This window comes from Shinella sp., from assembly GCF_052438155.1.
GTDB lineage: Bacteria > Pseudomonadota > Alphaproteobacteria > Rhizobiales > Rhizobiaceae > Shinella.
Genome location: NZ_JBQVPI010000007.1, coordinates 280312 through 294248 on the forward strand (window position 1 = coordinate 280312; position 13937 = coordinate 294248).

Annotated in this window: 13 protein-coding genes, 1 tRNA gene and 2 pseudogenes; 8 read left to right on the forward strand and 8 right to left on the reverse strand. The window is 63.4% G+C overall.

Annotated features, from left to right (window positions below; genetic code table 11):
- Positions 1 to 26: 26 nt before the first annotated feature.
- Positions 27 to 308, forward strand: coding sequence for a BolA family protein (locus ACT6VE_RS15900; RefSeq protein WP_069060846.1), 282 nt, complete (start codon positions 27 to 29; stop codon positions 306 to 308).
- On the opposite strand, the pseudogene ACT6VE_RS15905 reads toward ACT6VE_RS15900, so the two are convergent.
- From ACT6VE_RS15905 to ACT6VE_RS15915, 3 genes and pseudogenes are all read right to left on the reverse strand, one after another.
- A pseudogene (locus tag ACT6VE_RS15905) lies at positions 309 to 1016 on the reverse strand (transporter associated domain-containing protein); the annotation flags it as partial.
- Positions 1017 to 1225: 209 nt separating this feature from the next.
- Positions 1226 to 2353, reverse strand: a complete 1128-nt coding sequence (gene aroB, locus ACT6VE_RS15910; RefSeq protein ID WP_444799518.1) for a 3-dehydroquinate synthase — start codon at positions 2351 to 2353, stop codon at positions 1226 to 1228.
- A gap of 10 nt (positions 2354 to 2363) precedes the next feature.
- On the reverse strand, positions 2364 to 2942 hold the full coding sequence (locus ACT6VE_RS15915) for a shikimate kinase (RefSeq protein ID WP_444799519.1): 579 nt from the start codon (positions 2940 to 2942) through the stop codon (positions 2364 to 2366).
- Between the two features lie 153 nt (positions 2943 to 3095).
- On the opposite strand from ACT6VE_RS15915, the gene ACT6VE_RS15920 reads away from it, so the two are divergent.
- The 5 genes from ACT6VE_RS15920 to ACT6VE_RS15940 all read left to right on the forward strand — a co-directional run bounded on the left by ACT6VE_RS15920 (position 3096) and on the right by ACT6VE_RS15940 (position 7248).
- Positions 3096 to 3245, forward strand: a complete 150-nt coding sequence (locus ACT6VE_RS15920) for a hypothetical protein (RefSeq protein WP_444799520.1) — start codon at positions 3096 to 3098, stop codon at positions 3243 to 3245.
- A complete protein-coding gene (xerD, locus tag ACT6VE_RS15925) occupies positions 3242 to 4189 on the forward strand; it encodes a site-specific tyrosine recombinase XerD (RefSeq protein WP_444799521.1) in 948 nt (315 codons plus the stop codon). Before ACT6VE_RS15920 ends, xerD begins: the two co-directional genes overlap by 4 nt.
- A 79-nt stretch (positions 4190 to 4268) precedes the next feature.
- Positions 4269 to 5222, forward strand: a complete 954-nt coding sequence (locus ACT6VE_RS15930) for an acetyl-CoA carboxylase carboxyltransferase subunit alpha (protein ID WP_444799522.1) — start codon at positions 4269 to 4271, stop codon at positions 5220 to 5222.
- A gap of 254 nt (positions 5223 to 5476) precedes the next feature.
- Positions 5477 to 7003, forward strand: coding sequence for a L,D-transpeptidase family protein (locus ACT6VE_RS15935; RefSeq protein WP_444799523.1), 1527 nt, complete (start codon positions 5477 to 5479; stop codon positions 7001 to 7003).
- Positions 7000 to 7248 carry a sulfurtransferase TusA family protein gene (locus tag ACT6VE_RS15940; protein ID WP_444799524.1) on the forward strand — a complete coding sequence of 83 codons (249 nt, stop codon included), beginning with the start codon at positions 7000 to 7002 and terminating at the stop codon, positions 7246 to 7248. The genes ACT6VE_RS15935 and ACT6VE_RS15940 overlap by 4 nt, the downstream gene beginning before the upstream one ends.
- A 3-nt stretch (positions 7249 to 7251) precedes the next feature.
- Here ACT6VE_RS15940 and ACT6VE_RS15945 read toward each other — a convergent pair whose 3' ends face one another.
- Both ACT6VE_RS15945 and ACT6VE_RS15950 read right to left on the reverse strand, forming a co-directional pair.
- Entirely contained in the window at positions 7252 to 8427 is a 1176-nt protein-coding gene (locus ACT6VE_RS15945) for a CobW family GTP-binding protein (protein WP_444799525.1), read from the reverse strand.
- A 15-nt stretch (positions 8428 to 8442) separates the two neighbouring features.
- Entirely contained in the window at positions 8443 to 9555 is a 1113-nt protein-coding gene (locus ACT6VE_RS15950; RefSeq protein ID WP_444799526.1) for a D-alanyl-D-alanine carboxypeptidase family protein, read from the reverse strand.
- A gap of 131 nt (positions 9556 to 9686) precedes the next feature.
- Between ACT6VE_RS15950 and ACT6VE_RS15955 the strand changes: the two genes are divergently transcribed.
- Complete coding sequence (locus ACT6VE_RS15955; RefSeq protein WP_444799527.1) at positions 9687 to 10847, forward strand: M20 aminoacylase family protein; 1161 nt, start codon at positions 9687 to 9689, stop codon at positions 10845 to 10847.
- Positions 10848 to 10910: 63 nt separating this feature from the next.
- On the opposite strand, the gene ACT6VE_RS15960 is transcribed toward ACT6VE_RS15955, so the two are convergent.
- Positions 10911 to 11141, reverse strand: a complete 231-nt coding sequence (locus ACT6VE_RS15960) for a hypothetical protein (RefSeq protein ID WP_261005638.1) — start codon at positions 11139 to 11141, stop codon at positions 10911 to 10913.
- A gap of 160 nt (positions 11142 to 11301) precedes the next feature.
- On the opposite strand from ACT6VE_RS15960, the gene ACT6VE_RS15965 reads away from it, so the two are divergent.
- A tRNA-Arg gene (locus ACT6VE_RS15965) sits at positions 11302 to 11378 on the forward strand.
- A 33-nt stretch (positions 11379 to 11411) separates the two neighbouring features.
- Here ACT6VE_RS15965 and ACT6VE_RS15970 read toward each other — a convergent pair.
- Together ACT6VE_RS15970 and katG are read right to left on the reverse strand one after the other, a co-directional pair.
- A pseudogene (locus ACT6VE_RS15970) lies at positions 11412 to 11555 on the reverse strand (ATP-binding protein); the annotation flags it as partial.
- Positions 11556 to 11597: 42 nt separating this feature from the next.
- Positions 11598 to 13814 (reverse strand): catalase/peroxidase HPI, encoded by a 2217-nt coding sequence (katG, locus tag ACT6VE_RS15975; RefSeq protein WP_444799528.1) that lies wholly within the window; start codon positions 13812 to 13814, stop codon positions 11598 to 11600.
- Positions 13815 to 13937 lie beyond the last annotated feature (123 nt).

Consider the following 13937-nt stretch of genomic DNA (forward strand, 5'->3'; position numbering starts at 1 on the left):
TGATTTCACACTGCCGAAGGTTTCCCATGTCCATGAAATCCAGCATCGCCGAAAAACTCGGCGCCGCCTTTTCGCCCGAGCGTCTCGAGGTCATCAACGAGAGCCACCTGCATGCCGGCCACAAGCCGGAATTCGACGGTGAAGGCGAGACGCATATGCGTGTGCGCATCGTGGCATCGGCCTTTGCCGGGATGAGCCGGGTGGCGCGTCACCGGGCGATCAACGATCTGGTGAAGGCGGAGTTCGATGCCGGGTTGCACGCGCTTGCCGTCGAGGTGGCAGCACCGGGTGAGCCGACGCGCTGGTGATCAGCCGCGCGGCTGCTCCGGCTCGACGGGGCGGATGCGCAGCTTGGTGATGCGGTTCTTCACCCGCTTCATGACGATGAAGCGCTTGCCGTAGAAGGTGAAGGCCTGGCGCTCTTCGGGGATCGACTTCGATTCGTGGATGACGAGGCCGGCAATGGTGGTCGCTTCCTCGTCCGGCAGCGCCCAGTCGAAGGCGCGGTTGAGGTCGCGGATCGAGACGCTGCCATCGACAACGAGCGAGCCGTCCGCCTCCTGGCGCACGCCCTGCATGTCGAGGGTTTTCTCGTCGGAAATATCGCCGACGATTTCCTTCAGGATGTCCTGCAACGTGACGAGGCCCTGCACCTCGCCATATTCATCCACCACCGTGGCGAAATGCTCCTTGCGGCGCAGGAAGGCGGCGAGCTGTTCCTTGAGCGTCGTCGTGTCCGGCACGAACCAGGGTTTTTGCGCAACTTCGGTAATGTCGAGGTTTTTCGGCTCGACGCCCGGAACGGTCAGCGCGCGCAAGAGGTCCTTGGCGTGCACCACGCCGACGATGTTGTCCACCGAGCCCGACCAGAGCGGCATGCGCGTATAGGGGCTTTCCAGCACCGCCTTGACGATCTCCTCCGGCCGGTCGCCGGCATTGAGCGCGCGCATCGTCGTGCGGTGGATCATGATGTCGGAGACTTCCAGCGCGTCGAGGTCGAGCACGCCCGTCGTCTTTTCGCGGTCGGTCCTCGCGGGAGTGTTGTCGCGGGCGGTTTGCCCGTTCCGGCGATCGCCCTCCGTTTCACGCGTTTCCTGGTGGCTGCGCCAAAGCGCGGCGAGCGGCGTCTGCCACCGGAAGATCAAAATGGCGAGGGGGATCAGGCCGAGAACAACGATGATCAGCAGCCACGGGAAGGGAGCGAGCGCGATGGACGTATCGCTGTTCATTGCGGCAGTTTTTCCTTGAGGAAAGCGATGACTTCGGATTGAGGCACATCGTCGGCGACGAAGGACTGGCCCACGCCGCGCGTCAGGATGAAGGTGAGCTTACCGCCCTTGACCTTCTTATCCTGCGCAATGGCGTCCATCAGCTTTTCCGCCGGCGGCAGGCCGCCGGGAATCTGATCCATGGACGTCGGCAGGCCGACTTCACGCAAATGGGCTTCGACACGCTTGCCGTCGTCGGGGCTGCAAAGGTTCATGCGGGCGGAGAACTGGTGGGCCAATACCATGCCGATCGAAACGCCCTCGCCGTGTACGAGGCGGGCGCTGTCATACTGCGTGGCGGCTTCCAGCGCGTGGCCGAAGGTGTGGCCGAGATTGAGCAGCGCACGCTGGCCGTTCTCGCGCTCGTCGGCGGCAACGACGTCGGCTTTCGCCTGGCAGCTGGTGGCGATCGCCTCGATGCGGGCCTCGCCACCGGCAAAGACTGCCTGCCAGTTTTTTTCCAGCCACGCGAAGAAATCCGGCTTGTCGATCAGGCCATACTTGGCGACCTCGGCATAACCGGCGCGGAATTCACGCAGGGACAGCGTGTCGAGCACATCCGTATCGGCCAGCACGAGATCCGGCTGGTGGAAGACGCCGATCAGGTTCTTGCCGTGCGACGAGTTGATCCCGGTCTTGCCGCCGACGGAGGAATCGACCTGCGCCAGCAGCGAGGTCGGTACCTGGATGAAGCGCGAGCCGCGGCGTGCGATGCCGGCGGCAAAGCCGGTGAGGTCGCCGATGACGCCCCCCCCAAGCGCCACGACCGCGTCGTTGCGCTCGATGCGGGCGGCGAGCACGCTGTCGCAGACGCTGATCAGGTGCTCGAAGCTTTTGGTCTTTTCGCCGGCCGGCAGCACCAGCGAGACGGAATCGATGCCCTCGGCCTTCAGCGACGCTATGAAGCCGTCGAGATAGAGCGGCGCGACATTTTCATCGGTGATGACGGCGATCTTGCGGCCCTTGAGGCGGCTTGCGATCTCGCGGCCGGCGGTGGCGATCAGGCCGGGGCCGATCAGGATATCGTAGGCGCGGTCGCCCAGTTCGACCCGTACGGTGCGTCCGGCGGTGGCTTTGGCAGTCATGGTCATCTCGTCAGCTTCTTCTGGCAGCGGTGATCGCGGCGAGCACCTCTTCCACCATGGTTTCCTTTTTAACGTCACGCGACAAGACCGTGAGATCGGCCTCCGAATAGATCGGGTAGCGGGCGTTCATGAGGTTTTCGAGGGTCTGGCGCGGGTTTTCCGTCTTCAGCAGCGGGCGGGTGTCGCGCTTGTTGACGCGCTCCCACAGCACATCGAGATCGGCCTTCAGCCAGACTGTGAGCCCGCCGCGCCGGATATGTTTTCGCGTGTTCTCATTGATATAGGCGCCGCCGCCGGTCGACACGACCCGTGGGCCGGAGCGCAGCAGGCGCTTGATGACCCGGGTTTCGAGCGCGCGGAATTCCGCCTCGCCATAGGCCGCAAAGAGATCGGCGATCGACATGCGCGAGACGCGCTCTATTTCGTGGTCGGAATCGATGAAGGGAATGCCAAGCGCCTGCGCCGTCAGGCGGCCGACCGCCGACTTGCCGGCGCCCATCAGGCCGATCAGAACGAGGTTTCGCTTGCCGAGCGCTGCGCGGGCCTGCTCGGCGAGCGTAAGGGGGGCCGGTTCGATCAGCTCGGTCATTGCGTTTTCCGGGGTTTCGTCCCCTTCCGTATCGACAAAAGTGCCGGAAGCGTCAAGTCTGCCGGAGCCTTCATCCCTTGTGTCGGCTCATGGTCGGCCTTGCGCTTGAAGGAGGCGGAGGCGATATAGGAAGGCATCGCCCCGGAGAATGCCATGCCCACCCTTTTCCGATTCCTGTTCGTCTGCGCCGTGATCGCCGGGTCGATCTACGGCGCGATGGTGGCGCTGGTGACCTTTGTCGAGCCGACGGAGCGCGAGGTGACGATCCGCATTCCCTCCGAACGGGTGAATCCACAGCCATGAGGGACCCCTCCGCCCTTCAGGTCGAGTCTTTTCTCGAAATGATGAGTGCCGAGCGCGGTGCTGCGACGAATACGTTGCAATCCTACGAGCGGGATCTGGAGGATGCGCGGTCCTTCCTCAATGAACGCAGCGTGCGCCTGACCGAGGCGACGCCGGACGACCTGCGCGCCTATCTCGGCCATCTCGCCAGGCAGGGTTTTGCCGCCTCCTCACAGGCGCGGCGGCTTTCGGCGCTGCGGCAGTTCTTCAAGTTCCTCTATGGCGAAGGCCTGCGCGGCGATGACCCGACCGGTATTCTCGATGCGCCGAAAAAGGGGCGTTCGCTGCCGAAGATACTGAGCGTCGATGATGTGACGCGCCTCATCGAGCGGGCGGAGACGGAAGCGGCGGAGCCGGGCGGAAATCTTCTCCTCAAGCGGCGCATGCATCTGCTTGTCGAACTGATCTACGCGACGGGCATGCGCGTCAGCGAACTGGTTTCTCTGCCGGCGAGCGTGCTGGCGCAGACGGGACGGTTCCTCGTGGTGAAGGGCAAGGGCAACAAGGAGCGGCTGGTGCCGCTGTCGCGCGCTGCCGTTTCGGCGCTGGACTCGTATGGCGAGGCACTGGCGGCGGAGATCGGCGACGATCCGGCGGCGGGCCGCTTCCTCTTTCCGGCCCAGAGCAAGGAAGGCTTTTTGGCGCGGCAGGTGTTTGCGCGCGATCTCAAGGCCCTTGCCGGGCGCGCCGGCATCCGGGCCTCGACGCTATCGCCGCATGTGCTTCGCCATGCTTTTGCCAGTCATCTGCTGCAGAACGGCGCGGACCTGCGTGCCGTACAGGAACTGCTCGGCCACTCGGACATTTCGACGACACAAATCTATACACATGTACTGGAAGAACGGCTCCACCAGCTGGTTCAAAACCATCACCCTCTTGCCAAACAGGCAAAAAAACCGGATTAGGACCCCCAATGCTTGCAAATGGCCCCGCGGCCAACTGCATCCCTGGCGCGGTTTGAGCAAACGATCGGAAACGCATCTCATGCACAACTACCTCGATTTCGAAAAGCCCATCTCGGATCTGGAAGGCAAGATCCACGAGCTCCGCAAGCTCGCCGAAGAAGATGAGAGCATCGACACGACGGATGAGGTCGGCCGACTGGAAATCCGCGCCCGCGAGGCGATGGCCGACATCTATTCCAAGCTGACGCCCTGGCAGAAGACGCAGGTCGCGCGCCACGCGCAGCGCCCGCACTTTTTGCAATATGCCGCGCAGCTCTTCGAAGAGTTCACGCCGCTCGCTGGCGACCGCAAGTTTGCCGAAGACGAAGCGATCCAGGCTGGTCTTGGTCGTTTTCGCGGCGAAGCCGTCGCCGTCATCGGCCAGGAAAAGGGCAACGACACCAAGTCGCGCCTCAAGCACAATTTCGGCAGCGCGCGGCCTGAAGGCTACCGCAAGGCGATCCGCGTCATGGAAATGGCCGACCGCTTCGGCCTGCCGATCATCACGCTGATCGATACCGCCGGCGCCTATCCGGGCATCGGCGCGGAAGAGCGTGGCCAGGCGGAAGCCATCGCCCGTTCCACCGAAATGTGCCTCAATGTCCGCGTGCCGATCGTTTCCGTTGTGCTTGGCGAAGGCGGCTCGGGTGGCGCGATCGCCATTGCGACCGGCGACCGTGTCTACATGCTGGAACACGCGATCTACAGCGTGATCTCGCCGGAAGGGGCAGCCTCCATCCTGTGGCGCGATTCCACCCGCGCCAAGGAAGCGGCGAGCAACATGAAGATCACCGCGGAAGACCTGAAGACCTTCGGCATCATCGACGGCATCATCCAGGAGCCGGTCGGCGGCGCGCATCGCGATCCGCAGGCCGTGATCGCGCGCACCGGCGATGTCATCGCGGCAGCACTCAAGGATCTCGGCGCCAAGCCGGGCGACCAGCTCCGCAAGGACCGCCGCCAGCGCTACCTCAACATCGGACGCCAGCTCTAAGACCAACCGCTATTCGGTCCATGCCGGACTGTAAATGGCGGTTGTCTCTGGCGAATTCTTGCCGATTGGCGGCCCAAGGGCCGCCACCGCCCAATCTCGGCCATAATCCTTGTGTCTGAAACGATTGCGGTCTTCCGGCAGCGCGCGAAAAAATTTCCGGTTAAGAATTTATGAAGTATAAGCCGGTTACCACTGCGCGTCCGCCGAGCCGGCGTGACGGCACGCGATCTGACGACTGTTGACGGACCTTTCGAATGCGCCTGACTGTTCTTGCCGCTGTATCGCTCCTCGCTGTAGCCGCTAGCGGCTGCACCAACGAGACGCTTGACACGTTCGACAAGGTCGACGTCGATATCACCAAGGTTTCCAGCAAGACCAACTACCAGCTGTCGTCGGCGGTGCTGGGCAAGCTGTCCTCGATGGGCATCGACCGTTCCTCGCCGATGCTGCTGCGTATCTTCAAGGAAGAGGGCAGGCTGGAACTCTGGAAGGCTGACCGGGCGAACCGCTTCAAGCTGGTGCGCAACTACAAGATCTGCGCATGGTCCGGCAAACTCGGCCCGAAGACGAAAGAAGGCGACCGCCAGGCGCCGGAAGGGTTCTACCCGCTTTCCAAGGCGAACATGAACCCGAATTCGAGCTACTATCTCGCGATCAATACGGGCTATCCGAACACCTTTGACCGCGCCAACAAGGCGAGCGGCACGCATCTGATGATCCACGGTGCGTGCTCGTCGTCGGGCTGCTATTCGATGACCGACGAGCAGATGGTCGAGATCTTCGCCTTTGCGCGCGACGCCTTCGGCGGCGGCCAGTCGACGATCCAGCTTCAGGCGTTTCCCTTCCGCATGACCGCGGAGAACATGGCGCGTCACCGCGACAATCCGCATATCGAATTCTGGAAGATGCTGAAGGTCGGCTACGACCATTTCGAGCTGACCAAGCGTCCGCCCGAGGTCAATGTCTGCGAGAAGAAATACGTCTTCAACCAGCAGTCCGACAAGCCCTTTTCACCGACCGGCGCCTGCCCGGCGACGACGACGCCCGCTGCCCTCGAAGTGGCGCTTGGAAACTACAACAAGACCTATGCCGCCTCCTATGCCACGGCGATGCAGAAATATAATGGCACAGTCTGGATCGAGCCCTCGGAAGCCCAGCGCAAGGCGATCGTCGCCGATCAGCGCAAGGGCCGCGAACTTGCCTATGCACCGACAGGCAATTCGCTCGATGCCGGCAAGCTGATGACGGCACACGAAATCGCCGAGCAGAAGCGCAAGGCCGAGGAAGCCGAAAAGCGCAAGGTCGAGGCCGCCGAACGCGCCGTGCGGGAGGCTGAAGAGGCCAAGCTTGCCGCCGAGCAGCAGAAGATCAAGGAAGCAGAAGCTTTTGCCGCCGACGTTGCGGCCGCGAAGGCGGCCAAGCAGGCCGAGGGCAAGGGTGCTCTGCCGGTGCCGGAGGAAAATCCCGGCGTCGCGGTCGTCGAGAAGAAAGAGCCCAAGCCTTTCTGGAAGATCTGGGTGAAGGACGAAGAGCCGCGCAAGGTTGAGCCTGTCCCAACCATGACGCAGCAGACCCAGCAGACGCAACAGCCGGTGACGAGCGAAACCGGCCAGCAGGCGACGCGCAAGGAAGCGCGAACCTCTGTAGCCGAGACTGCCGGCCAGCGTGTGGAGACACCGGCAGAAGGCGCTGGCGCTCTCCCGGTGCCGGGCGACAACGCCAATGTCGAAGTCGTTGAGAAGAAGGCTGAAAAGCCGTTCTGGAAGTTCTGGCAGAAATGACCATCGCGGCTGCCCGCGATGACGCCGAGATCTACGACCTGCGCGGGCTGAAATGCCCGTTACCGGTGATGAAGACCCGCAAACGCCTGTCGTCGATGACGGTGGGCGCGGCGCTCTGGGTCGAAACCACCGATCCGCTGGCTGTCATCGACATTCCCCACTTCTGCCATGAGGACGGCCACGCGCTCGAAGCAAGCGAGCGCGTCGAGGCGGGGCACCGTTTCCTGATCCGCAAGAAAGTTTAGGCTCTAGAGACGCAGGCCCGGTATGGCGAGCGGGTTGTCCTCCAGGGCGGCGCGGTCCGGGCGATCTATGCCCGGCGTGCCGGTGAAGGCGTCGAACAGGTCGCGCACGAAGGCTTCCGGCAGGTCCTTGGTGATCAGCACCAGCCGCGTGCGGCGGTCCGATGCTTCCGGCCAGGCGGGCAGGCGCTCCGGCGGATGGAAGACGCTCTGCACGCCATGCAGCACCAGCGGACGCTCCGGGCTGGTGGACATCAGCACGATACCCTTCATGCGCAGGAGTTTTTCGCCATGCGCGGAGCGCAAGAGGTCGATGAACATCTCCAGCGCCATCGGATCGACCGGGCGGTCGTGCACGATGCTGAAGGAGCGGATCGTGGCGTCGTGGCGGGTCACGTCATGGGCGTGCTGATGGCTGTGGCCGTGATGGTGATGCCCGTGGTCATGACGGTGGTGGTCGTGCCCATGATCGTGATCGTGGTGATCATGATGATCATGACGCTCGTGCGTTTCCTCGTGCAGCCAGCGCCGGACATCCGGGATCTTGCTGCCGGGATCGTAAAGGCCGTTGGCCAGCAGGTCCGGGCCGACCAGACCGGGCGTATCGGCGTCTGATACGGTCGCGCGCGGATTGAGCGCGGCGATCTCCCGCTTCACGGCCTCCACCGTCGCCGCGTCGGCGAGCGAGACCTTGCTGATCAGGATACGGTCCGCGACGGCGACCTGTTTGACCGCTTCCGGATGGTTGGCGAGCGTCGACAGGCCGTTGGCTGCGTCAACGACGGTGATCACCCCATCGAGAGTGAAGGAATGGCTGAGCACCGGATTGCCCATGACCGATTGCAGCACGGGAGCAGGATCGGCAAGGCCGGTGGTTTCGATCACCACGCGCTTCAGCGGCTGGATCTTGCCCGTCTGCATGCGGTCCATCAGGTCGGCCAGCGTATCGACCAGCTCGCCGCGAATCGTGCAGCACAGGCATCCGTCGGACAGTTCGATGATGCCGTCGCTCGACTGCTCGACGAGCAGATGATCGATGCCCACTTCGCCGAATTCGTTGATGATGACGGCCGTGTCGGTGAGCGACGGGTCCTTCAGCAGGCGATTGAGCAAAGTCGTCTTGCCTGCGCCCAAAAATCCGGTGAGCACGGAAACCGGCACGCGCCGCTCAGCGAGGGTCATGGTCTTTCCTGTCAATCAGTAAGTGGGTCGCGGGATCGGGATCGGCACATTGGCGACATCGCCCATGTCGCTGGCGGCAACCTTGTCGTTGCCGGCCGTCTTCGCCGCTTCGCCGTTCAGAAGGCCGGCGAAGACGAACTTCAGCGGCCGGTCCAGCTCGTGGATATAGGGTGACACCAGCTTCTGGCGGCCGGCTTCGTCGCGGCCTTCGCTGCGCACCTTGGCGGCGTGCTTCGAGCAGATTTCCTGCGAGACGTCGGCGACGATGTCGCGCGTTTCACCATAGGGGCGGAGCTGGCCGAGCGTCGGCACTTTGCCTGCGCGCATCGTCAAGCCCTTCTCCAGCATGCCGGCCGAGATGTCGGCGCGGGCGCCAAGGCTGTCCGAGCCAAGCACCACGGAAACAACGCTGCGGCCGTTGCGGGTGGCGGAGGACACCTGGTTGAAGCCGGAGGCGCAGATGAAGCCTGTCTTCATGCCGTCCGCGCCATCGAAGCGGCCGATCAGCATGTTGAAATTCGGATACTGCTTCTTGCCGGTCGTAAACCCTTCCAGCGAGAAATAGGGGGCGTATTGCGGGAATTCGCGCTTCAGTGTCACGGCGAGAACCGCAAGGTCGCGTGCTGTCGTGTACTGGCCCTTGCCGGGCAGGCCGTTAGGATTGATGAAGCGCGACGAGCTCATGCCGATGCGAGCGGCCTCAGCATTCATGCGGTCGACGAAACCCTGCTCCGAACCGGCGATCGATTCGGCGATAGCGACCGACACGTCGTTTGCCGATTTGACAAGAATGATCTTCAGTGCGCTGTCGAGGGTCATCTTCTGGCCGGGCTTGAAATACATCTTGCTCGGCGGCTCGGCGGCGGCGTGTTTGCTCATCACGACCGGGCTTTCCAGCGACAACTCGCCGGCCTTGATGGCGCGGAACACCGTGTAAGCCGTCATCAGCTTGGTAAGGGAGGCGGGATACCAGCGCTGGAAGGCATCCTCATGCTCGATGACCTGGAGCGTGTTGACGTCCACCAGCATGCGCGGGGCGGCCGTCGCTGTCGTGGCCAGAAGGGATGCTGCCAGGAGCAGGGCGGGGCTCAAAAGCCGTGCGCTCCGGCGCGTCGTTCGTCCGTTCATCTGCAAGGGTGTGTCCTCGAAATCGGGAGTTGTCTCGAACCGTCGCCCTATTTAACCTATATGGCACGGTGATGGCAAAGCCATCGAATGCAGATGGCCAAATTTCCGGCCAAGTAGGACAGGAAAAACGTATGCCCATTCTCAACCGCGCCGCAGAAATGCAGGACGAAATCGCTGAATGGCGCCGAACAATCCATCGCGAGCCGGAAATCCTCTTCGCGGTGGAGAAAACGGCTGCCTTCGTGGCGGAGAAGCTGCGCGCGTTCGGCGTGGACGAAATCGTGACAGGTATTGGCCGCACCGGTGTCGTCGGCCTCATCCGCGGCAAGGGCGCGGGACGCACGATCGGCCTTCGCGCCGACATGGATGCGCTGCCGATCGAGGAAACCAGTGGTAAGCCCTGGGCGTCTACCACCAAGGGCAAGATGCATGCCTGCGGCCATGATGGGCACACAGCCATGCTGCTCGGCGCGGCAAAATACCTTGCCGAGACACGCAATTTCTCCGGCAATGTCGCGGTCATCTTCCAGCCGGCTGAAGAGGGCGGCGGTGGCGGCAACGAAATGGTCAAGGACGGCATGATGGAGCGCTTCGGCATTGCCGAGGTCTATGGCATGCACAACCTGCCGGGCATGGCGGTCGGTTCCTTCGGCACGCGTCCGGGGCCGATCATGGCGGCGACTGACGAGTTCGTCATCACGGTCAAGGGCCGCGGCGGCCATGCGGCACTGCCGCACAAGACGGTCGATCCGATCGTCATCGGCGCCTATGTGGTGACGGCGCTCCAGACCATCGTGTCGCGCGTTGCCGATCCGATCGCCTCGCTCGTCGTCTCCGTCACCAAGTTCAACGCCGGCTTCGCCCACAATGTCATTCCGGAACAGGCGCAGCTTGCCGGCACGGTGCGCACGCTGAGTGCCGAGATGCGCGAGGAGGCCGAGGCCCGCATCCGCCAGATCTGCGCGGGTCTTGGCGCCGCGCACGGTGCGGAGATTACGGTCGGCTATCATCGCAACTACCCCGTCACGGCAAACCATCCGGAAGAAACCGGCCATGCGGTCGCCGTCGCTCAGGAGATTGCCGGCGAGGCCGCCGTCGATCCGGCGCTTGATCCGATGATGGGCGGCGAGGATTTTTCCTACATGCTGCTGTCCCGTCCCGGTGCCTTCATCTTTATCGGCAATGGCGATACGGCGGGCCTCCACCATCCGGCCTACGATTTCAACGACGACGCCATCCCGCATGGCGTGACCTACTGGGTGAAACTCGCGGAAAGCCGGCTCGCCGCCTGACAAAAAAGTGCCCGGCTGCAGGGACGTCAGCCGGGCGAGGCGGGGAGGATTGGATACGTGCGATCAGTGGCAGACACGGATCTTCTTGATCACGAGGTTGCCCCACTTGTCGTAGCGCTTCACCTTCTTCCAGAAGCAGTCGTAGCCATAATCGTCGCTGATGGTGACGTGAGCGCCATGGCCCCAGCCATGGCCGAAGCCGAAACCGATCGAAAAACCGCCGGCCTGCGAGGGCGCGGCGAAGGAAAGTGCCGCTACGGTTGCGACGACAGCGGAAAGCATGATCTTGCGCATGGACAGTCTCCTTGGGGTTTTGTTGGGTGGAGCCATCTCCATCCGATGACCCGACTGTCTCATGGCGCGTCCCGTCGCGCTGTTCCGAATGGAACGCATGAACGTTCGCGCGGAAAATCTCTTGGCTTCGAGCCCCGGCTTTTGTATGGGTGCAGTTAGTGGTCCCGTAGCTCAGCAGGATAGAGCACCAGATTCCTAATCTGGGGGTCCCGCGTTCGAATCGCGGCGGGATCACCAATAAACTCACGTGCATAGGCCTGGCTTGAGGCGGATTGTGATCGCCACGTGGGTTTTGCCGGTGCCCGGCCCGCCTACAAGAACGATATTCTGCGCTTCGTCCATGAACTCGCATCGGTGCAATTGGCGCACTGTCGCTTCGTTGGTCTCGCTGGCGGCGAAGTCGAAGCTGTACAATGAAGACGGGCGCGGCTGGAGACCAGCCGCGCCCGCTTTTCTTTAAGACCGGACGAGATCGAAGCGGTCGGCGTTGACCACCTTGTTCCAGGCCGAAACGAAGTCCTTGACGAACTTCTCCTGCGCATCGCTTTCGCCGTAGACCTCGGCGAAAGCACGTAGCTGCGAGTTCGAGCCGAAGACGAGGTCGGCGCGGGTGGCGGTCCACTTCACGTCGCCGGTCTGGCGGTCGCGGCCTTCGAAGACGGTCTGGTCGTCCGATGCGGCCTTCCAGGCGGTTCCCATGTCGAGCAGGTTCACGAAGAAGTCGTTCGTAAGCGCACCCGGGCGCTTGGTGAAGACGCCGTGCTGGGACTGGCCGTGGTTGATGTCGAGCACGCGCAGGCCGCCGAGCAGCACGGTCAGTTCTGGACCGGTGAGGGTCAGGAGATTGGCCTTGTCGATGAGCAGGGCTTCTGCCGGGATGCTGGCATCCGATGTGTCGTAGTTGCGGAAACCGTCCGCAACCGGCTCGAGCACGGAGAAGGACTCGACATCGGTCTGGTCCTGCGTCGCATCGGTGCGGCCGGGCGTCAAGGGCACGTCGATAGCGTGGCCGGCTGCCTTTGCCGCCGTCTCGATACCCGCGGAGCCGCCGAGCACGATCAGATCGGCCAGCGAGACCTTCTTGCCGCCACTTGCCGCGTCATTGAACGCCTTCTGGATGCCTTCCAGCGTTTCGAGAACCTTGGCGAGCTGTGCCGGCTGGTTGACCGCCCAGTCCTTCTGCGGGCTGAGGCGGATGCGAGCACCGTTTGCACCGCCGCGCTTGTCCGAACCGCGGAACGTCGAGGCGGAGGCCCAGGCGGTCGAAACGAGCTCGGAGACGCTGAGGCCTGAAGTATGGATTGCCTGCTTCAGCGCAGCGATATCGGCTGCATCGATCAGCGGGTGATCAACGGCGGGAACCGGGTCCTGCCAGATCAGCTCTTCCTGCGGCACTTCCGGGCCGAGGTAGCGGGCGCGCGGGCCCATGTCGCGGTGGGTCAGCTTGAACCAGGCGCGGGCGAAGGCGTCAGCGAACTGATCCGGGTTCTCGTAGAAGCGGCGGGCGATCTTTTCGTAAGCCGGGTCGGCGCGCAGCGCGATGTCGGTGGTGAGCATCGCCGGGGCATGACGCTTCGACGGGTCGTGCGCATCCGGCACCGAGTTTGCGCCGGCATCGTGCTTGGGCTTCCACTGATGTGCACCGGCCGGGCTCTTCGTCAGTTCCCATTCGTAGCCGAACAGGTTCCAGAAGAAGTTGTTGGTCCAGCGCGTCGGCGTCGAGGTCCAGGTGACTTCCAGGCCGCTGCCGATCGTGTCGGCGCCCTTGCCGGTGCCGAATTTGTTGTCCCAGCCAAGGCCCTGCTGCTCGATCGCGCCGGCTTCCGGGTCGGGCCCCACGAGGCTTGTGTCACCCGCGCCATGGGTCTTGCCGAAGGTGTGGCCGCCGGCGATGAGGGCTACGGTTTCTTCGTCATCCATCGCCATGCGCGCGAAGGTGTCGCGGATGTCGTGCGCGGCTGCGAGCGGGTCGGGAACCCCTTCCGGGCCTTCCGGGTTGACGTAGATCAGGCCCATATGCGTCGCCGAAAGCGGCTTGTCGAGCTGGCGCTCGCCGGTGAAGCGCTTGTCGCTCCCGAGCCAGGTGGTCTCGGAGCCCCAATAGGTGCTTTCATCCGGCTCCCAGACGTCGGCACGGCCGCCGGCGAAGCCGAAGGTCTTGAAGCCCATCGATTCCAGCGCGACGTTGCCGGTGAGGATGAACAGGTCGGCCCAGGAAATCTTGCTGCCGTAATACTGCTTGATCGGCCAGAGCAGGCGACGGGCCTTGTCGAGGTTGACGTTGTCCGGCCAGCTGTTCAGCGGCGCGAAACGCTGCTGGCCCTGACCGCCGCCGCCGCGACCGTCAAAGATGCGGTAGGTGCCGGCGCTGTGCCAGGCCATGCGGATGAAGAGCGGGCCGTAGTGCCCGAAGTCGGCCGGCCACCAGTCCTGCGAGTCGGTCATCAGGGCGCGAAGGTCTGCCTTGAGTGCTTCGTAGTCGAGCGTCTTGAACTCCGCGGCATAATCGAACTGTTCACCCAGCGGGTTGGACAGGGCGGAATACTGGTGCAGCAGCTTGATGTTCAGCTGGTTCGGCCACCAGTCGCGGTTCGACCGCATGGACGAATCTGCTGCGCTGCGCCCGCCATGGGCGACCGGACACTGGCCCGCGGTTTCGACTTTCGTATCCATGATTGTTCTCCCGTCTGATCTGAATGGGTGTTCCGCCCGGAGGTCTTGGCACGTCTCCGGGGCCGAGTTGTGTTGGCGGATACGAGAAGGCGCGTCCGCACTGGGCGATGACCTAGGGTTCAT